The 17,158-nt window shown below is 52.8% G+C and carries 19 protein-coding genes; 6 read left to right on the top strand and 13 right to left on the bottom strand.

All coding sequences use genetic code 11. The annotated features are described in order from the left end of the window. Nucleotides 1–4: 4 nt before the first annotated feature. Nucleotides 5–874 (bottom strand): methylenetetrahydrofolate reductase, encoded by an 870-nt coding sequence (locus LFE_RS05230; protein ID WP_014449210.1) that lies wholly within the window; start codon nucleotides 872–874, stop codon nucleotides 5–7. 16 nt (nucleotides 875–890) lie between these two features. Beyond that, nucleotides 891–1,748, bottom strand: a complete 858-nt coding sequence (gene folD, locus LFE_RS05235) for a bifunctional methylenetetrahydrofolate dehydrogenase/methenyltetrahydrofolate cyclohydrolase FolD (RefSeq protein WP_014449211.1) — start codon at nucleotides 1,746–1,748, stop codon at nucleotides 891–893. Between the two features lie 109 nt (nucleotides 1,749–1,857). Here folD and LFE_RS05240 point away from each other — a divergent pair, with 109 nt between their 5' ends. Further along, nucleotides 1,858–2,100 carry a hypothetical protein gene (locus tag LFE_RS05240; protein ID WP_148272560.1) on the top strand — a complete coding sequence of 81 codons (243 nt, stop codon included), beginning with the start codon at nucleotides 1,858–1,860 and terminating at the stop codon, nucleotides 2,098–2,100. A 137-nt stretch (nucleotides 2,101–2,237) separates the two neighbouring features. Beyond that, nucleotides 2,238–2,936, top strand: a complete 699-nt coding sequence (locus tag LFE_RS05245) for a DNA alkylation repair protein (RefSeq protein ID WP_014449212.1) — start codon at nucleotides 2,238–2,240, stop codon at nucleotides 2,934–2,936. A 9-nt stretch (nucleotides 2,937–2,945) separates the two neighbouring features. Here LFE_RS05245 and folE read toward each other — a convergent pair whose 3' ends face one another. From folE to LFE_RS14510, 3 genes are read right to left on the bottom strand one after another with little or no spacing between them, the layout of a single operon-like run. Further along, nucleotides 2,946–3,518, bottom strand: a complete 573-nt coding sequence (gene folE / locus LFE_RS05250) for a GTP cyclohydrolase I FolE (protein WP_014449213.1) — start codon at nucleotides 3,516–3,518, stop codon at nucleotides 2,946–2,948. Further along, nucleotides 3,511–4,158, bottom strand: coding sequence for a 5-formyltetrahydrofolate cyclo-ligase (locus LFE_RS13030; RefSeq protein WP_014449214.1), 648 nt, complete (start codon nucleotides 4,156–4,158; stop codon nucleotides 3,511–3,513). The genes folE and LFE_RS13030 overlap by 8 nt, the downstream gene beginning before the upstream one ends. Further along, complete coding sequence (locus LFE_RS14510) at nucleotides 4,151–4,285, bottom strand: hypothetical protein (RefSeq protein WP_269763953.1); 135 nt, start codon at nucleotides 4,283–4,285, stop codon at nucleotides 4,151–4,153. The genes LFE_RS13030 and LFE_RS14510 overlap by 8 nt, the downstream gene beginning before the upstream one ends. Nucleotides 4,286–4,303: 18 nt before the next feature. Here LFE_RS14510 and LFE_RS05260 point away from each other — a divergent pair, with 18 nt between their 5' ends. Further along, nucleotides 4,304–6,226 carry an SLC13 family permease gene (locus tag LFE_RS05260; protein ID WP_014449215.1) on the top strand — a complete coding sequence of 641 codons (1,923 nt, stop codon included), beginning with the start codon at nucleotides 4,304–4,306 and terminating at the stop codon, nucleotides 6,224–6,226. Between the two features lie 2 nt (nucleotides 6,227–6,228). Here LFE_RS05260 and LFE_RS05265 read toward each other — a convergent pair whose 3' ends face one another. The 8 genes from LFE_RS05265 to LFE_RS05305 all read right to left on the bottom strand — a co-directional run bounded on the left by LFE_RS05265 (nucleotide 6,229) and on the right by LFE_RS05305 (nucleotide 13,538). Beyond that, nucleotides 6,229–6,912, bottom strand: coding sequence for a lysophospholipid acyltransferase family protein (locus LFE_RS05265; protein WP_158310241.1), 684 nt, complete (start codon nucleotides 6,910–6,912; stop codon nucleotides 6,229–6,231). Continuing rightward, complete coding sequence (cmk, locus tag LFE_RS05270) at nucleotides 6,885–7,556, bottom strand: (d)CMP kinase (RefSeq protein WP_014449217.1); 672 nt, start codon at nucleotides 7,554–7,556, stop codon at nucleotides 6,885–6,887. Before cmk ends, LFE_RS05265 begins: the two co-directional genes overlap by 28 nt. Next, nucleotides 7,556–8,896, bottom strand: coding sequence for a 3-phosphoshikimate 1-carboxyvinyltransferase (aroA, locus tag LFE_RS05275; protein ID WP_014449218.1), 1,341 nt, complete (start codon nucleotides 8,894–8,896; stop codon nucleotides 7,556–7,558). Before aroA ends, cmk begins: the two co-directional genes overlap by 1 nt. Continuing rightward, nucleotides 8,886–9,809 carry a prephenate dehydrogenase gene (locus LFE_RS05280; protein WP_014449219.1) on the bottom strand — a complete coding sequence of 308 codons (924 nt, stop codon included), beginning with the start codon at nucleotides 9,807–9,809 and terminating at the stop codon, nucleotides 8,886–8,888. The genes aroA and LFE_RS05280 overlap by 11 nt, the downstream gene beginning before the upstream one ends. Then, nucleotides 9,809–10,828: a 3-deoxy-7-phosphoheptulonate synthase gene (aroF, locus tag LFE_RS05285; RefSeq protein ID WP_014449220.1), complete on the bottom strand. Its 1,020-nt coding sequence runs from the start codon at nucleotides 10,826–10,828 to the stop codon at nucleotides 9,809–9,811. Before aroF ends, LFE_RS05280 begins: the two co-directional genes overlap by 1 nt. Before the next feature lie 135 nt (nucleotides 10,829–10,963). Beyond that, a complete protein-coding gene (gene pheA, locus LFE_RS05290) occupies nucleotides 10,964–12,049 on the bottom strand; it encodes a prephenate dehydratase (RefSeq protein ID WP_014449221.1) in 1,086 nt (361 codons plus the stop codon). A gap of 26 nt (nucleotides 12,050–12,075) precedes the next feature. Continuing rightward, a complete protein-coding gene (locus LFE_RS05295) occupies nucleotides 12,076–12,825 on the bottom strand; it encodes a YebC/PmpR family DNA-binding transcriptional regulator (protein ID WP_014449222.1) in 750 nt (249 codons plus the stop codon). Between the two features lie 497 nt (nucleotides 12,826–13,322). After that, complete coding sequence (locus LFE_RS05305) at nucleotides 13,323–13,538, bottom strand: hypothetical protein (RefSeq protein WP_041774056.1); 216 nt, start codon at nucleotides 13,536–13,538, stop codon at nucleotides 13,323–13,325. A 252-nt stretch (nucleotides 13,539–13,790) separates the two neighbouring features. Between LFE_RS05305 and LFE_RS05310 the strand changes: the two genes are divergently transcribed. Genes LFE_RS05310 through LFE_RS05320 form a run of 3 tightly spaced genes read left to right on the top strand, consistent with a single transcriptional unit; the run spans nucleotide 13,791 to nucleotide 16,940 of the window. Next, nucleotides 13,791–15,842: an FUSC family protein gene (locus LFE_RS05310; protein WP_014449223.1), complete on the top strand. Its 2,052-nt coding sequence runs from the start codon at nucleotides 13,791–13,793 to the stop codon at nucleotides 15,840–15,842. Then, entirely contained in the window at nucleotides 15,839–16,033 is a 195-nt protein-coding gene (locus LFE_RS05315; protein ID WP_014449224.1) for a DUF1656 domain-containing protein, read from the top strand. The genes LFE_RS05310 and LFE_RS05315 overlap by 4 nt, the downstream gene beginning before the upstream one ends. Nucleotides 16,034–16,064: 31 nt before the next feature. After that, nucleotides 16,065–16,940: an efflux RND transporter periplasmic adaptor subunit gene (locus tag LFE_RS05320; RefSeq protein ID WP_041774058.1), complete on the top strand. Its 876-nt coding sequence runs from the start codon at nucleotides 16,065–16,067 to the stop codon at nucleotides 16,938–16,940. The last annotated feature ends 218 nt before the right edge of the window (nucleotides 16,941–17,158 follow it).

A 17,158-nucleotide genomic window follows, 5' to 3' on the forward strand; every position in this document is an offset into this window, starting at 1 on the left:
TGAGTCAGCACTCTGCCAGGTCGAGAATCCTCGGAATGGTCTCCTCGGCCCCGACAGTCATGATATGGACTCCATGGACCATGGGCCGGATTGCCCTGATGGTCTCGGCTGCGATTTCAATGCCCACATCGAGCGCTCCTCCCTGGGGTGCCCTCTCAAGCCTGGCGATCAGTTCCTTGGGAACGGTGATCCCGGGAACCTTCTCGTTCAAATAATTGGCCATTCTGGCGGACTTGAGAAGGATGATCCCGGCGAGAACAGGGACTCTGAAAGGGGAGGCAAACACCATGAATCGTTCCATTGTTTTCGGTGAAAAAACCGCCTGGGTCTGGAAAAAACGGGCGCCTGCCGAAAATTTTTCCTCGAACTTTCGGGTTTCCGCATCGAAATCTCCTTCGGGAGAGGTTGCCGCACCGGGGAGAATGTCTGTCGGTCCCGAGAGATCCTTTCCGGAAAGATCGGTCCCGCCGTTGAGAAGGGTTATGGCCCGGATGAGTTCCGGAGTCGGAAGATCAAAGACGGGTTTGGCCTCCGGATGATCCCCGAGGGTCGGAGGGTCTCCGGAGAGACAGAGTGCTTGCCGGATCCCGAGGGAGGACATGCCAAGGATGTCCGACTGGATAGCCAGACGGTTCCGGTCCCGAAGGGTGATCTGGACAATGGGGTCGATCCCGATGGACTGGAGATGGACTCCCATGGCGAGGGGACACATTCTCATGACTCCGGTCTGGTTGTCCGTGATGTTGAGGCCATGAACCCGGCCCTTAAGGGCCACGAGTCGCTCAAGCAAGGGGGCGACAAGGGTCCCCTTTGGAGGGGAGCATTCCCCTGTGATCATGAATGAATGGGCTGTGAGCGCTTCTCTGAAGGTCATTGGGTTCTCCGTGTGATCAGGATAGGTGATTTCGTTTTTTATAGGCTTTCAGCGTGTTTTCAAGAAGTGTTGCGATGGTCATCGGGCCAACGCCTCCGGGAACCGGGGTGATCGCTGATGCGATTGGTTCCACACTGTCAAAATCGACATCTCCCACAAGTTTTCCCTTGTCATTTCGGGAGATCCCGACATCAATCACCACCGCGCCCTTTTTCACGAAATCTTTTGTGATCATGAGGGGTTTCCCGAGCGCGGCGACCAGTATGTCGGCCTGTCGTGTCTCCTCCGACAGATTGGCTGTTTTACTGTGGCAGATGGTGACAGTGGCATCGGCGGCCAGCAGGAGAAGGGCCATCGGTTTTCCCACAATCAAGCTCCTGCCGAGAACGACTGCCTTCTTTCCCTTTACAGGGATACCGTATCGGGAAAGAAGCGTCATGACGCCTGTGGGGGTGCAAGGGACCAGTGTGTCTTCTCCGATCACAAGTCGACCGACGTTGATGGGATGAAATCCGTCGACATCCTTTTCGGGGTCGATCCTGAGAAGAATGTCATCTTTCGGAATATGGGGGGGGAGGGGAAGTTGAACGAGAATCCCGTCAATCCTGGGATCGGCATTCAGCTTGTCGACCCACTCCATCACCGTTTCCCTGGTGGTATCATGGGGCAGGTTGATTTCGGGAGCATGGATCCCCGCTTCCTTGCAGGCATTTCTTTTGTTTTTCACGTAGGCATGGCTTGCAGGATCATCTCCGACAAGGATGACTCCGAGGCCAGGAGGACGTCCGGCTAAGGGTGCAAGCTTCCTGATCTCTTCTGTCTGTTCTGCCCGCAATGTAGCGGCAAGCTCTTTTCCATTCAAAATGGTCGCCAATGGATCTCCCCGAAAGAGGTTTGAGAGGATTGTTGATGGGATGATCTTTTTGATCCACTTTTTTCAGGACCATCAGACATGCCCATCTTATCGATATGAGGGATGGCAGATGAACTCTCCAGCCCCCAAGCGTTTTGCGGCTTATGGAGGGGGTTCCGGTCTCGCGAGCGGAAGTTCCTGTTTCTCCGGGACGTGCGCGAATGATGTTTCCTTCCGGGTCTTTTTTCTCCCCCAGCAGCCATTTCCGATCGTTCCGGCCTTGAGCCTTCTGGTGGAGATATTGACGTCGCAGACGCCACAGAGACCCCGTGGTGATCTCTGCCATGATATGGAAAAGATAACAGAAAAATAGGTCGTTCGCTAACCCCAGACCCATCCGATAGGCTGTGAGTCTGAAACGGGGTTCGCGATTCCGCTGGCAAATGAGCCTGAAAGCGATCGAATCGTTCATGATAACAGCCATCTTTGATCGGATTGGAGGAACAGCCTATGGAAAACCCTACAGAAAAAATCCTGAAGGAATTGCTGGCACATCGTGATGACGGTGTTGCCGCCGTTCATTCCGGATGGAGAAAGTCCGGCTCCCCCGGGCAATATCTGGGGGTCAAAAAAGCCGTTCGTCGCAGGATTGCAAAACAATATCGGGGGCTGTCCGTTTCTGCGATCTCCGAGCTCTTTTCCTCGAATGTATTGGATCTTCGATCGGTTGGGGCGTTGATCCTTCTGGAAACATTCAGGAAGGTCGACGCCCGGGAACAGGAACGGATCTTCAGGGAGTTTCTGGATTATCGCCATCTGATCGATGACTGGGAACTTGTAGATGACCTTTCTCCTGTTTTGATCGGCACCATTTCGAACGGAGCGATGACCCCCGAGCTCGAGCTTCTCGCCACAAGTTCCCGGATGTGGGACAGGAGAATGGCGATGGTCTCAACGTTGTGGTCGGTGAGGAAAGGAGATCTCGATCTGCCATACCATCTTTCCCGGATGCTTTCGGGGGATCCGGAAATCTTGGTCCGGAAAGCCATCGGATGGGTTCTTCGAGAGGCGGGGAAAAAGGATCCCGAGCGATTGAGGAGGTTTCTCCGGGAGCAGGGGAAATTCCTCTCCCGAACGACCATGGGCGTTGCAGTCGAACGGTTCGGGAAGGAGGAGCGGAAGCTTTTCAGACAGGACTGCGGGAACTAGCCCTTGCCCTCAGCCATGATTTTTCATTGAGATCAGCGAGAGAAACTCCTGTCGGGTCTTGGCGTTTTTCCGGAAAATCCCCCTCACGGCGGATGTAACCACCGGAACACCCGGTTTTTTGATCCCCCGCATGGACAGGCACAGGTGCTCGGCCTCGAGGACAACCATCACCCCCTGGGGGGAGAGTCCTTCCATAATGCCATCCGCGACTTCTGCGGTGAGTCGCTCCTGGATCTGGGGGCGCCTCGCGAAGATGTCGAGAAGTCTTGCAAGGGATGAAAGCCCCGTCATCCGTCCTTCTTTGGGGATGTAGGCAATATGTCCCTTCCCGAAAAAGGGAAGGAAGTGATGCTCGCACATGGAGTGAAAGGGGATCCCTGCCAGAGCGACCATTTCGTCAAAATCCTCCCCCTTGATTGGCCGGAGGATTTCTGTAGGGTTTTCATGGATTCCGCCCAGGATCTCAGCATAAAGCTCGGCCACCCGTCTGGGCGTCTCCTGAAGACCTGGCCTGCCGGGATTCTCTCCAAGTCCTTCAAGAATAAGCCTGAATCCTTCAGCGATCTTTTTTTGATCAATCACAGTGAATGGTCTCCTTTTCGGTCAGGATCATGGTCATGGGAATATCCCATTTTGAGGACGGTACTTTTTCGAGCACCTGATGGGAAAAGGCAAGGGCAATTTTGGGAATATCCGGCCGGACCCCTGACAGAAGCCGGTCGTAGTAGCCTTTTCCGTAACCGATGCGGCCTCCTCCGGGATCGAATGCGACCCCCGGAAGAAAAAAAAGGGAGACGATGGAGGGATCGACCCGAACCACCGGATAAGGTTCCGGGATCTGAAAGGGGCCCGGTCGCCAGCGGGTATCCCGTCTAACACTGGAAAGGATCAGTGTGGAGTGGTTTTCCTCGTGATGAACAATGGGGACAACCAGTCCAAACCCCATATCTTTGATTCTTTCCAGAAGAAAGTCCGTCTCGACCTCTTCCCCAAAAGAGCGAAATAGATGGATAATGGCTCCGGGTTTCAAATGGCCGCTGGAAATCCTTGTTTCGAGCAAAGAAACGGCCCTTCTGGTAATCTCTCCAGAGAACCGATCCCGTTCCTGTTTTGTGATGAGGCCTCTCAACGCAATAATGGCGTTTCTGATGTCCTTTTTGCTCGAAAGAAGGATTTCCTGGCCGGTCGCCGTGTTTTCCTGATCGCTTCTGTTTTCAGCCATTTGTGGCTCCATATGGGTCCCGGACCATTTTTTCTGAAGACACAGGGGGTATTGTGCTGTTTGAGCTTTCAATTGGCAAGTCGCCGGAATCGATCTCCCGGAATAGGCTTCCATCTGTTTCTCTCATGACTTGGACCTCCTCCCGATGAGGCTTCTGGAGCTTGCCACGATCGTCGTTGTGGTAACGATTCTTCTCACAACACGCATCGTTCCGGTTGAGGTTGTTGCCATTGGCATCCCGGCGGTTCTGGGTCTTTTCGGCATTCTTCCTCCGGATCGTATCCTTCAGGGATTTGCCCAGCCTGCGGTGTTTCTGGTCGCATCCCTTTTTGTCCTTTCGGAGGGGCTTTCCCGAACGAAGGTGATTCACCGGATCACGATGAGACTGATGATGCTTGTCCATCGGAAAAAGGAACGGATCGGACTGATCGTGACCCCAGCCGTGGGGATCATTTCGATGATCCTGAATGATACCGGAGCTTTTTCCCTGTTTCTTCCCGCGATCAAGAACCTGATCTCCGAAACAGGAGCTTCGGCAAAGCGGATCTGGATGCCTGTCGGCTTTGCAGCTCTTTTGGGTGGTTCCGCGACTCTTTTCGGATCGGCTTCGAACATTATCATCTCCGGATATATGGAGTCCCGACATGAGGAAGGATTCAAGATCCTGGACTTTCTGCCCATTGGAGGAGGGGCCTTTTTAATCGGGCTCCTCTATCTTTGGCTTGTCGCCCCGAGAGTCTTTCCCGAGGACTCCCAGGAGCCCAATCGGCATGGATCGTCGGGGCGATCGTTCTTTGTGGAGCTTTTGATTGACGAGAGTTTTCCCTATCGGGGAATGAAATTTTCGGAAACGCCGCTTGCGGTCGATTGGGGGTTGAAACTGTCGAGTCCCCTTGCACCGGCTCCTCTTGAGGAAAGTGGTCCGAACCGTAAAGGATCGGCGATTTCCCTTTTAAAGGCGGCATGGGGCATGGCGAGGATGTCGGGGAAGACCGCTCCTCCTGGTCTGCCGGAACTTCTGGGAAATCCCGATGAGGTCCTGAAGAAGGGTATGCGTGTCCGTCTTCAGATGGATGTGGTTCTCCTTGGCCGGATCCTCGACCTGGGAGGAGTTCGTCTTCAGGGATTTTTGAGCCCATTATCCGAGCCCGAGCCGTCAGGTTTCCCGATTTCCTCAAAATCCCACTCCATCGATTCGGAGGAGACGGTCCTTTTGGAAGCGATCATGCAGCCGGATGTGGGAATGATCCACAAGCGTCTGAGGCAGATGGCCAACGCCCTCGGTCCTGGAGTCGAGATCGCCGGCCTTTTCCGGGAGTCGCCGCCTCAGGAGGGGTGGTTGGGCGAGACACTGCTTGCTCCTGGGGATGTTCTCCTGCTCAAGGGCAGAAGAGCGGAGATTGAAGCCGTCCAGACTTCAGGATTGTTCCTCTCATTAAACGAGATTCCCAGGAGGGTTTTTCGGACCAGCAAGGCGCCTCTTGCCATTTTTATCGCAGCCGCAACCATTTCGGTTGCGCTTTCCGGGTTGCTCCCCGTTTCTCTTGCGGCTCTTTTGGGAGCTTTTCTGATGATGGCTTTTGGTGTGGTCCGTATGGAAGAGGCGAGAGACTCCATTGATTGGAGGGTTCTTCTCCTGATGGGTGGGCTTTTCCCCCTGGGATGGTCGATAGAGGATGCGGGGGTCGGAGCGATGGTCGCCCCTTACCTCCTCCACTGGGGTGTGACTCTTTCCCCCAATGTTCTCCTGGGGGCACTGATGGTACTCACTGGAGTTCTGGTCCAGTTCTTTTCCCATACGCTTGTGGCCCTGACCTTGTCTCCTCTGGTTCTCTCCCTTGTTCACGGAATGGGACTCTCCCCCAAACCCTTCATGATGGGACTTGCGATTTCCTCAATGGCCCTTTTCCTCTCACCCCTTTCCCATCCGGTGAATCTTCTCTCGTGGAACGAGGGGGAATATCGCTTCAGGGACTTTTTTCATTTGGGATTTGGTCTTTTCATTCTGACCATTGGGTGGGGGGTATGGATTATTCCGAAAATCTGGCCGCTGATTCCCGGAAAGTAAGTCTATTTTGCCGGGGCGATGGTTTCGTAAAGGGCTTTGACACGGTCTTCGGCCTGTTTGCTGAGAAAAATGCTGGCCTCTTTGGGGCCCATTTCCTCAATGGGGTATTCCCAAGGGAGGATGGGAGCAGAGAAAGCGACTTTGATGCGGCCGGGTCTGGGAAATGTTCCTCCCGGACCCATGGAAAGACCTGTTCCCCATATTGCAGCGGGAACGATGGCGGCATGGCTTTTGATCGCAAGAAGGCCCATTCCCCTATGAAAGCTTCCGATTTTCCCCGTCCGGGTTCGTGTTCCTTCCGGAAAGATCGAAAGTACGACCCCTTTTTCCAGAAGGGTTTGTGAAAAACTCACGGCTTTTCTGTCACCCTCTCCCCTCGCAAGCGGAAAACCTCCTGTTTTGAGGAGAAGCCTGCTCCATGGCTCTTTTATAAAAAGTTCGGACTTTCCGGGGAACCGGGACTCTCGCGGAATGGAAAAGCCGAGAATGGGGACGTCAAGGAAGCTTTGATGATTGGCTGCCACAATGACTCCTCCCTCGGAGGGAATCCATTCTTGCCCGGAAACCTCGAGTCTGAGCCATGAACGGGTCAGGATGCTCATCAGGAAGTTGGCGATCTTGTAGGTCTTGAAGTGGGAGACCTCCATCGGAATGGGCATCATTTCGGGAGCCTTTCGATCACCCAATCAACCGATTCGTCGATCGTCATCCGGGAGTTGTCCAGATCGATCGCATCGGATGCCCGTGTGAGCGGGGCAATGGAGCGGGCGAGATCCTGACGGTCCCTTTCTTCAAGGTCATCCTGGATTTCCTGTAAGCTCTGAGGAGCGTTTTCTCCGCCCAGTTGAAGCCACCTCCGGAGCGCTCGTGTTGCAGCCGGGGCGCTCAAAAAAATTTTGAGCGAGGCGTCGGGGAGGATGACTGTGCCGATATCTCTTCCATCCATCACGATGCGATCGTTTTCCGCAAAATGGCGCTGGACCGGGAGAAGATATGTCCTGACCGCCGGTATTGTCGCAACGGTCGACGCCCATTTGCCAACCGTTTCGGAACGAATATCCACGGTGACATCCCTGTCTCCGAGGAAAAAATGGATTTCACGGCTGGAAGATCCATCAGGACGAATGGAAAGATCCATTTCGGGAAGAAGGTCGAGGATCCTGTGCGGATCGTCAGTCGGCCCTCCCCGTTCCAGAAAAAAAAGCGCAACAGAGCGGTAAAGTCCGCCCGTTTCAAGGTGGTAGAGCCCAATCCTTCGGGCCAGTGCCTTGGCCAGACTGGATTTGCCGCACGCGGCAGGACCATCAATGGCGATGGAAAGGGGGGCCATCAGTTCTGGATCCCTGCGGTCTTGTTGAACAGCTCCACAAAGCCCGGAAAGCTTGTGGCAACAAAATCCGTACCATGGATCAAAAGTGTTTCACCAGGAGGAAGCCTCGAGCCCAGAACAACCATGCTCATGGTAATCCTGTGGTCATTATGGCTTTCGATTTCGGCTCCATGAATCTTGGGGGCAGGACCTCCTCCTTCGACAATCAATCCGTCCGGGAGCTCTGTTACGGAGATTCCGGTTGAGGATAATGCCTGGCAGATTGCCGTGATCCGGTCGGATTCCTTGACCCGTAACTCGGAGGCATTCTTGATGATGGTTCTCCCTTTGGCAAATGCGGCGGCAACCGCCAAAACAGGAATTTCATCGATCGCCTGCGGGATCAGTTCTTCGGGGACTTCGATCCCTTCAAGGGAACTGGCCTGTATATGAAGTGTTCCGACAGGCTCGCCTTGACTTTCCATGGTTGTTACCTGGATTTTCCCGCCCATCAGTTGCAGAATCCGGATGATTGCGGTTCGTGTCGGGTTCAGCCCGACTCCCTCGATCGTGAGGCTGGCTCCTGGCGTAATCAATCCCAGAACCATGAAAAAAGCAGCCGATGACAGGTCTCCTGGAACCGTAAAATCCAATGGGGAAAGGGGCCCTGGGTGAACGGTCTTTTCGTTGCCCCGCACAGTACAGGTTGCGCCAAACATGGGAAGCATCAGCTCTGTATGGTCCCTTGTCGCAACCGGTTCGATAACGGTGGTCGGCCCGTCGGCAGAGAGGCCGGCAAGGAGAATGGAGGATTTGACCTGTGCGCTCTTTTTCTCGTTCAGAAAAGTGATTGCCTTGAGTTTTCTCCCGCGGATGGCCAGAGGCAGCCGCTTGCCATTCGCGACTCCGTCGATGCTGGCACCCATCAATGAGAGGGGCTCGGTCACCCGGCCCATTGGGCGGCTTCTGAGACTGTCATCTCCTGTGACAACGGAATGAAAGTTTGTTCCGGCAAGGATTCCCAGAAGAAGTCGCACGGCTGTGCCGGAGTTCCCAAGATCCAGAACGGTTTGTGGCTCAGTAAGACTTATTGCTCCCGGGCTTGAGATCCTGACGTGATTCTCTGAAATGCGTTCTGTCCTGACCCCCATCAGGGAAAAAGCCAGAAGGGTGCCCAGACAATCGGAAGAGGGGAGAAAGCCGTGGATTTCGCTTGTTCCCATTGCCAGGGAAGCCATCATGACTGCACGGTGGGAGATCGACTTGTCGCCAGGAACGCGAATGCAGCCTGAGACACTCTTTGAGGATGTCACCCGGTAAGAACCGTTTCGCTGACCTCCGGAATATTCATCAATGGGCATCGGACTCCTTCTTTTCCTTTTTGGCGAGTTTCTTGAGAGATTGGTGATGGTTCTGGACAGATTCAATTTTTTGGGAGATCTCTTCCATGGAGCCATTTCCAATCTGTTTTTTCCAGGATTCAAGAATCAGGATCAGTCGGGAAAGGTCGTTGAGCAGGAATTCTTGATTGGCCGCGAGAATTTCTCCCCAGAGTCCGGAATGGCTGTGTGAGATCCGGGTCATATCTGTCAGTGCCCCACCTTTTTGTTCCTCCCAGTTGAAATGGGTCAGGTGGTTCCTCTCTTCTGTCCGGTTTAAAAGCTCAAGAATGGCATAGGAAACAACATGGGGAAGGTGGCTGATGAGGGAGAGGATCTGATCGTGCTCCATGGGGTCGACTGTGAAGGTTCCCTTGCAGCCAAGGCCAAGCCAGAAGTTCTCCCAGTCTCCTTCGGGGGGAGTTTTTGGACTTGCAAAGGGAACCAGAAAGGTGCTTCGACCATCAAACAGGTTGGCCCGTGCGCCCTGGGCTCCGGACTCCTCTCTGCCTGCCATGGGGTGAGAGCTTGTATAGCTTTTAAAACAGGACTGGAGATTTTTTCTGAAGTCCATGTAAACAGGCGTTTTGACAGAGGAGATGTCTGTAACGGGAATCCCCGGAACCATTTCCGCGATCTCTTTTAAAATGCTGGCAATCGAGGAGGGAGGGGAGGCCACGATCACCCGGTCCGCGCCCAGAACGGCTTCCTTGTTGTTTTGGGTAAAGCGGTCTATATACCCTTTTTCAAGCGCAACCCTGCCATCAATGGTGGAGATGGATGATCCGACAATGACTGTGTCGGGGAAGGACCGCTTTTGGGCCGCGGCAATGGAAGCCCCCATCAGTCCCACTCCCAGTATGGCGAGTTGCCGGCACTCACGCGCCGGCTTCATCAGGCGATAAACCTGTCAACAGCAGAGGCGACCTTGCGGCATTCCCTCATCAATCGTTCGAAATTTTCCGGGGTCAGGGATTCTTCGCCATCGGAAAAGGCCTCTTCAGGATTATTGTGGACTTCGATCATCAGCGCGTCGGCGCCAGCGGCGATTCCTGCCTTGGCCATGGGGATGACGAGATCCCATCGTCCGGTTCCATGGCTTGGGTCCACGAGAATTGGAAGATGTGTCAGGCTTTTCAGGACCGGAACAGCGTTCAGGTCGAGCGTATTTCTTGTCATGGTCTCAAACGTGCGGATCCCTCTCTCGCACAGGATGATGTCCTGATTTCCCTGTGAGGCAATGTATTCTGCCGCCATCAAGAACTCCTTGATTGTTGCGGAGAGCCCTCTTTTCAGAAGAACAGGTTTTCTGGCGCGGCCAACATCGGACAGAAGGCGGAAGTTCTGCATGTTTCTTGCGCCGATCTGGATAATGTCGGTGTGCTCCTCAACCATGTCAAGATCTCTGGGGTCCATCAGTTCCGTAATGACAAGAAGGCCGGTTTTTTCCCGGGCTTTCGAAAGGTGCTTGAGTCCTGTTTCTCCAAGTCCCTGGAAAGTGTAAGGGGATGTCCGGGGTTTGAACGCCCCTCCCCGAAGGATTTTTGCGCCTGATTCCTTGACCCTTTCCGCGACAAACAGAAGCTGCTCATCGGATTCCACTGCGCATGGTCCTGCCATGACCTGGATTTCTTCTCCACCGATGGTGACTCCGTTCGGAAATCGGATAATCGTGTTTTCTTTTTTGAATTCACGGCTGACGAGCTTGAAGGGCTGAAGGATCTTGTGAACGCTTTCCACTCCCGGGAAAATGGCGAGCGGAAGCTCGGCCAAGAGCCTGTCATCCCCGATAGCTCCGATAATGGTCCGTTCCGACCCCTTTGAAATATGGACGGCCAAACCCTTTTCCTTTAATTTTCCGGAAATGTGAGCGATATCTGCCTGGGTTGCTTCCGGTTTCAAAACGATAATCATGGAGTTCTCCTGAATTCTTCTGATGATATTGTGTGTGCCCCTCGACTTTTGTCAGGCGTCGGAAGATTGTTTTTTATTCCTGTCGTGCAGACTCCCTGATGAGCTTCCATGCTTTGGCCTGTGAATGCGTCATGGTCAGGTCTGAGATGGTTTATCCTGCAAAGGATATGATCCCAATATCCTAACATATGGGCAAAGAGTCTGTAACTTCGTTAAAAGTTGCCGGATGTTTTCATCCGCCTGATGGCCTTCTATATCCATGAAGAAGATGTAATCCCATGCCTTTTTCCTGGAGGGACGGCTTTCAAGACGGGTCAGGTTGATTCCCTCTGTTGCTATCAGGGAGAGAATCTCCGAGAGGGCTCCCACCCGGTCCAGAATGGAAACCATAATGGAGGTCTGGTCCTTTCGGGTTTTTCCGGGGTCGATGGTTCCGATCACCAAAAACCGGGTCTGATTGTCGGGGAAGTCTTCAATATGTCTGGAAAAAATTGGAATATTGTAGACTTCTGCGGCCATTTCTCCGGCGATGGCAGCAGAATGAGGATCCTCAAGGGCCATTTCCACAGCCTTGGTATTGCTCGTTGTTTCACCGGTCGAGGCATCCGGAAGAGCGTTCGAAAGGTATATTCGGCATTGGGCCAGTGCCTGGGGATGGGCGTAGACGGTCCGGATCTCTTTTGCGGATGTTGCCCTGGTCAGGAGGCAATGATGGATCGGGAGGATGATTTCCCCACAGATTCTCAGGTCTGATTCCACCAGCGTGTCGAGGGTATTGTTGACCATTCCCTCGGTCGAGTTTTCGATCGGAACCACTCCATAGAGGGCCTCGCCGCTTTCAACAGCCCGAAACACCTCCCGGACAGTGGCGGCCGGAACATGTTTCAGTGAGTGGCCGAAATGCTTGAGTGCCGCCTGGTGGGTATAGGTAGCCGGAGGCCCCATGTAGGAGATGACGACGGGTTCTTCCAGGGACAGACAGGCAGAAAGGATTTCCCTGAAAATGGTCCGGATCGATTCTTTGGGGAAGGGCGCCGATTCCAGTTCGGTGATCCGGTCGAGAATCTCCCGTTCTCTCGATACGACATGGAAGGGAAGAGCCCTGGCCTTTTTGTAATCACCCACTCTGGCAGCTATGGCGGCCCGGTCTCTCAGAAGCCCGACAATCCTGGTGTCAATTTCGTCAATGGAATTTCTCAGGTTTCCCAGATCTTCAGTCATGATGCGGCTCAGGTCTCCTTCGCTTTTTAGGATGAGAGGGATTCGAGAATGTCATCCGGAATGTCAAAATTCGCATAGACATGCTGGACATCGTCATGATCTTCCAGCATTTCCATGAGGCGCATCATGGTTTGTGCATCCTTTCCTTCCAGAGGAACCGTTGTTTGGGGAATCATCGTGACTTCTGCGAAGGATGGAGTGATTTTTTTGGATTTGATGACTTCAAGAACATGGGAAAAATCCTGGGGAGCGGTCAAAAACTCATAGACGTCCTCATGGATTACGGCATCGTCCGCTCCCGCCTCGAGGGCGAGATCCATGACCTGATCTTCAGGAAGTGAGGACTTGTCCACGGTAATAAGACCCTTGCTGTCGAACATCCATGACACACATCCGTTTTCCCCGAGAGCTCCCCCATTCTTGGAAAAAATGGTCCGGAGTTCCGGAACGGTCCTGTTTTTGTTATCCGTCATGACTTTCAGAATGATCGCCACGCCTTTTGGACCATGTCCCTCGAACTGGTATTCCTCATATTGGGCTCCGGGGATTTCTCCGGTTCCGCGCTGGATGGCCTTCTTGATGTTGTCCTGGGGCATATTGTCTTCCCGGGCCTTCAAGATCGCGGTCCTTAACCGGGGATTCCCCTCTGGATCCCCGCCACCAATTCTTGCGGCAACCGCTATTTCCTTGGCGTGGCGGGTAAAGATCTTTCCGCGTTTTGAGTCGATGATTGCTTTCTTATGCTTGGTGGTTGCCCATTTCGAGTGACCGGACAAGGTCTCCCCCTTATAGATAAGTTAAGACTGAAAGGCTGTTTTGAATTTTTCCCCTTCCGACATGGAGATGCTGGATTCTTTCTGACAGTCGGAACGGGTATTTGTGGGATCGTAACATAACGGGCTGATTCGGGGCAAAAAGGATCTTTCAGACGATTGGTGGTCCTGAGGATGAAGTCCTGTTCGGGATGGTTCGGGGGATAGACGAGGTTTTTGCCCGCGGCTTTCCGGAGTTCAAAAACGTCAAGGGAAGTTGTTTGTTTTCATGTCGTGCAAGAGATTCCTGTTTCAGTTTCTCTGGAAAAAAAGAGGATTTTGGGGGGAGAGTTCAGTGTTGAATGAGGGTCTGGTGGAGAGGCAGAACAAAAGGCACCTGAAAAGAATGAGAAACAGAAGGAGGATCAGTACGATAAAAAAGAGTTTTGATTTCCAGTCTGGAACGGGCCGTTTTTTTATTGATACCAGCATCGAACCACCCCCAGCGCCCAAAAGAGCGCTCATCTCAGGTAGACTCGGAGAGTTCCTGACAGCTTCCATGAAGCAGTCGGATGATCAGGATTTCCCATTTTTCGGATCTTCATGGAGCTTTCGATCGCCCCAAAATGGGGAGAATCTTTTGTCAGATCATCCCCTCCCCATAAAGGCTTTATGCAAGTCCCTGAAGAAGAAAGACTCCCTAGGGTTGCTTCAGTGATGGGGAGATCCGCCCTCATGACCGTCTACCTTTTGAAAAGGCATTCCTGATCAAAAGATCGACCCTCTTTACTATACTCTTATCGGCAGAATTCACAGAAACTTGTCTGACCCTGAATTGCTGGAGGAGAATGAAGTGATGTCAGATTTGACGGGTTGCAGAAAAAGGTTTTCCATGTTTATAGGAGAACATAAGGGAGTAGCTGTCGGAGTGTGCTTGGTGCACACTGTTTTTAGAGAATGTATCGGATCGATCCTGGTGGAAGCCTGATTTGAAAAGTTTGGATGAAGTTCTGTCGATTGCCGGATTAAGGTCTGTGTCCGGAGATGTTTTATTTTCTTTCAAGACCCTTATTGCGGCTGGATTTGCCCTCTATATCGCCTTTTCCCTGAATCTTCCCCAGGCCTACTGGGCCCTGGTCACAGTTCTGATCATTGCCCAGCCATATTCAGGGATGATCCGCTCGAAGGCCCTATATCGTGTTATTGGCACGATCGTTGGTGCCAGCTTTGTTGTTTTCATCATGCCGCTTCTGATCAACTCCCCGGAATTGTTTTCCATTGCCATTTGCCTTTGGATTGCCATCTGTCTTTTTCTGTCTCTTTATGATGGCTCACCAAGGAGCTACGGATTTATTCTGGGAGGATATACCTCGGCTCTCATCGGATTTCCTGCGGTGGACTCTCCCGGAAGTATCTTTCTGCTGGCAAGATCCCGGGTTGAAGAGGTTGTTCTGGGCGTTCTGACGACATTTTTGGTCAATGAGCTTTTTTTCCCACGTCAAGTCACACCCCTGCTCCTTTTACGGATGGATAAGTGGCTTTCCCATGTTGCGAAATGGGGGGGAGAGGAAGTTTCCGGACGGGGTATGACTCCTGGAGTGCCACATAGCCTTGGCGGGGAGATTTCAACGATGTCTGCCATGGGGATTCATGCTGCGTATGAATCCCCGGATCCAAGGGTTTCGGGGTGGCTGGAGGCACTGATGTCCCGGATGCGTGACCTCCTGCCGGTTTTTGTCGATCTCAAGATCCATCGAAAAGCCCTTTCCCGTTTTTCTCCGGCCCTCTCGTCCGATCTCGAAATCCTGGGCAGGGAGATTGACGACTGGATGTCGGGAAAGCATCATCTTTCTTCAAAAGAGATGGATCAGATGGTTTCCCGGTGGTTTTCGGAACATGGAATTTCTTTCGGGTTACTGAAAGGTGGCACGATTCCGACAGAACTCGGCTCCTTGATGGAGCGACTTTCCCGGCGTTTTCACGAACTCGTGATAATCTGGGGAGACTGTCGGCGCATGCGCCAAAGAATTGCCCATGGAGGTGTTGAGGAACCCCCAACGCCGAAGGGTCGGGTTTCGGTGTTCCGTGATCCGCTTCTCCCGTTTCTTTCGGCGCTGGCTGTCTCTCTTGCTGTGGGGACCTCCATATTCATCTGGAGAGCGCTTGATTGGCCAGAAGGTTTTGCCGCAGCAATGATGGCGGCGGTTAGCGGTACCTTTTTTGCCGCGATGGATGATCCTTCAGGAGCGATTCTGGATTTTCTGGCAAAGATCAATATCGGATCCGCCGCAGGATTGGTCACACTCTTTTTCTTCCTTCCCCAGGTTCACGACTTTGCCGGACTGATGGCGGTTATGGGAATTGTCCTGATCCCTGCCGGGATCGTGTTGGCCCGTCCCGACGGTCCGCTCAAAGTGCTTCCATTCATGATCGGATTTTCAGGATTGATTGCCTTGCAGTCAACCTACCATGCAGACTTCTCCCATGCATGGAATACCGCGATTTCAGAGGCTGTAGGTGTGTTTCTGGCGGCTCTTTCAACGGTATTGGTCCGGTCGGTGGGGGTGACGTTCAGCATCCGGAGGATCCTGTCATCGATCCATATGGAAATTGTCCAGCTGGCGAACCTTCAGGGAAAGATGGACCGGAGTGTGTTTGTGGACCACATGTTTGACAGGATCGCACCATTGATGTCGAGGATGGGCGTCCTTGGAATGGATGCGCGGAAAAATCATCCGGATGGACTCTATGATATGGTTGTTGGTCTCGACCTGATCCGGCTTGGAGAGATCCGGGAAAAATTGCCTCCGGAGATGGGGGATTCCATTTCCCGGCTGACACTTGCCATCGGTACCTATTACGATCGACCGGGAGAAGCCGGGAAGAAGGTCTTGAAATCCCTGTTCGACGAGGTTTGGCTCAAAATTGTCGATTCAACGGACATGGATCTTGAATCCGAAACGCTCTCCCTTCTCGCCAGTCTTCGATGGACACTTGACGGAGGGGGGTTTATGGCATCTTCCGATGGGAGGGCCAGATGAAAGAGATCGATGTTTTGGGGCTTTTCTTTCCACCGTTTCTGATCTGGGGAGTGATTGCCTTTTTGATTCTTGGATGGTTGAGGGTTTTGTTGGCCAGAATTGGTTTCTATCGTTTTGTCTGGCATCGTTCCCTTGTGGATATTGCTCTCTGGGTGATCGTTTCGGGAGTCGTTGTCACTTTTTTGGGTTAGGGGAGGACTATTGGCAGGAAATTCGTCTCTCATGTCTCGGGTAGCCTTGACACTTGTGATATTGATTCTGTCCTCTTTTGTCGGCTGGAGACTGTGGGTGTATTACCTTGAGGCTCCTTGGACCCGTGATGGGAAGATCCGGGCTGACTTTATCTCTGTCGCTCCGGATGTTTCCGGTTTGGTCAGCCAGATTTTTGTCCATGAGAATGATCAGGTCAAAAAAGGCGACATTCTCTTCCGTATCGATCCGGAACGTTTTCGAATCGCGATCCTCCAAGCCCGGGCGAGGGTTCTTGGTACGATGGCCGTTATGGATGAGGCAGGCCGCAATGCCAGAAGGTACCATCAACTCATGCTGAACGGAGACGCTACGCGGGAAGTGGCGAGAAATATGGAAGCCCGATATGAAAAATCGCGGGCCGACTATCAGGAAGCGATGGCGCAGCTCTCCCTTTCCATCCTGGACCAGAAGCGTTCTGAAGTCCGGGCCCGGGTCAACGGAAAAATTGCAAACATGACTCTTGAGCCGGGGGATTATGTTCATCGTGGAGATGGCGTCCTCTCTCTCGTCGATACGGACTCTCTCCATGTCGACGGCTACTTTGAGGAGACAAAACTGTCGAGAATCCACATCGGCGATCCTGTTGAAATTCGGATGATGGGGGCCCGTCGTTCCATATGGGGACATGTGAGCGGTATCGCGGGAGGTATTCGGGACAGGGAGAGGCATGAGCGTCCGGGAAGCCCTCCTGATGTCAACCCGACATTCAGTTGGGTCAGGCTCGCCCAGAGGATCCCGGTAAGGGTCCATCTTGACAAGGTTCCTCCCGGTCTGAGACTTGTTTCGGGAAGAACGGTGACCGTGATTGACCGGAAAGGTCCACTTGTTGGCAAGTTGTTTCCGTAATGCATTGATTTTTAATCAGGATATAATCCTGAATCGGAAAAAAACTTGCTAGATTCATCTCTGGCATGCTAGGGTTCTTGTGAGCCATTGAGTGGCCGGCCGAAAGTTTTTGACCACCCCCAAGTTGATCGAACCAAACAAACTTCCATCGAACCTTTTTCTCCAATCGCCCAGATTTCGCGATCGGCCATTTTTTATTTTTGGCGATTGAAGATTTT

Source organism: Leptospirillum ferrooxidans C2-3 (genome assembly GCF_000284315.1).
Classification (GTDB): domain Bacteria; phylum Nitrospirota; class Leptospirillia; order Leptospirillales; family Leptospirillaceae; genus Leptospirillum; species Leptospirillum ferrooxidans.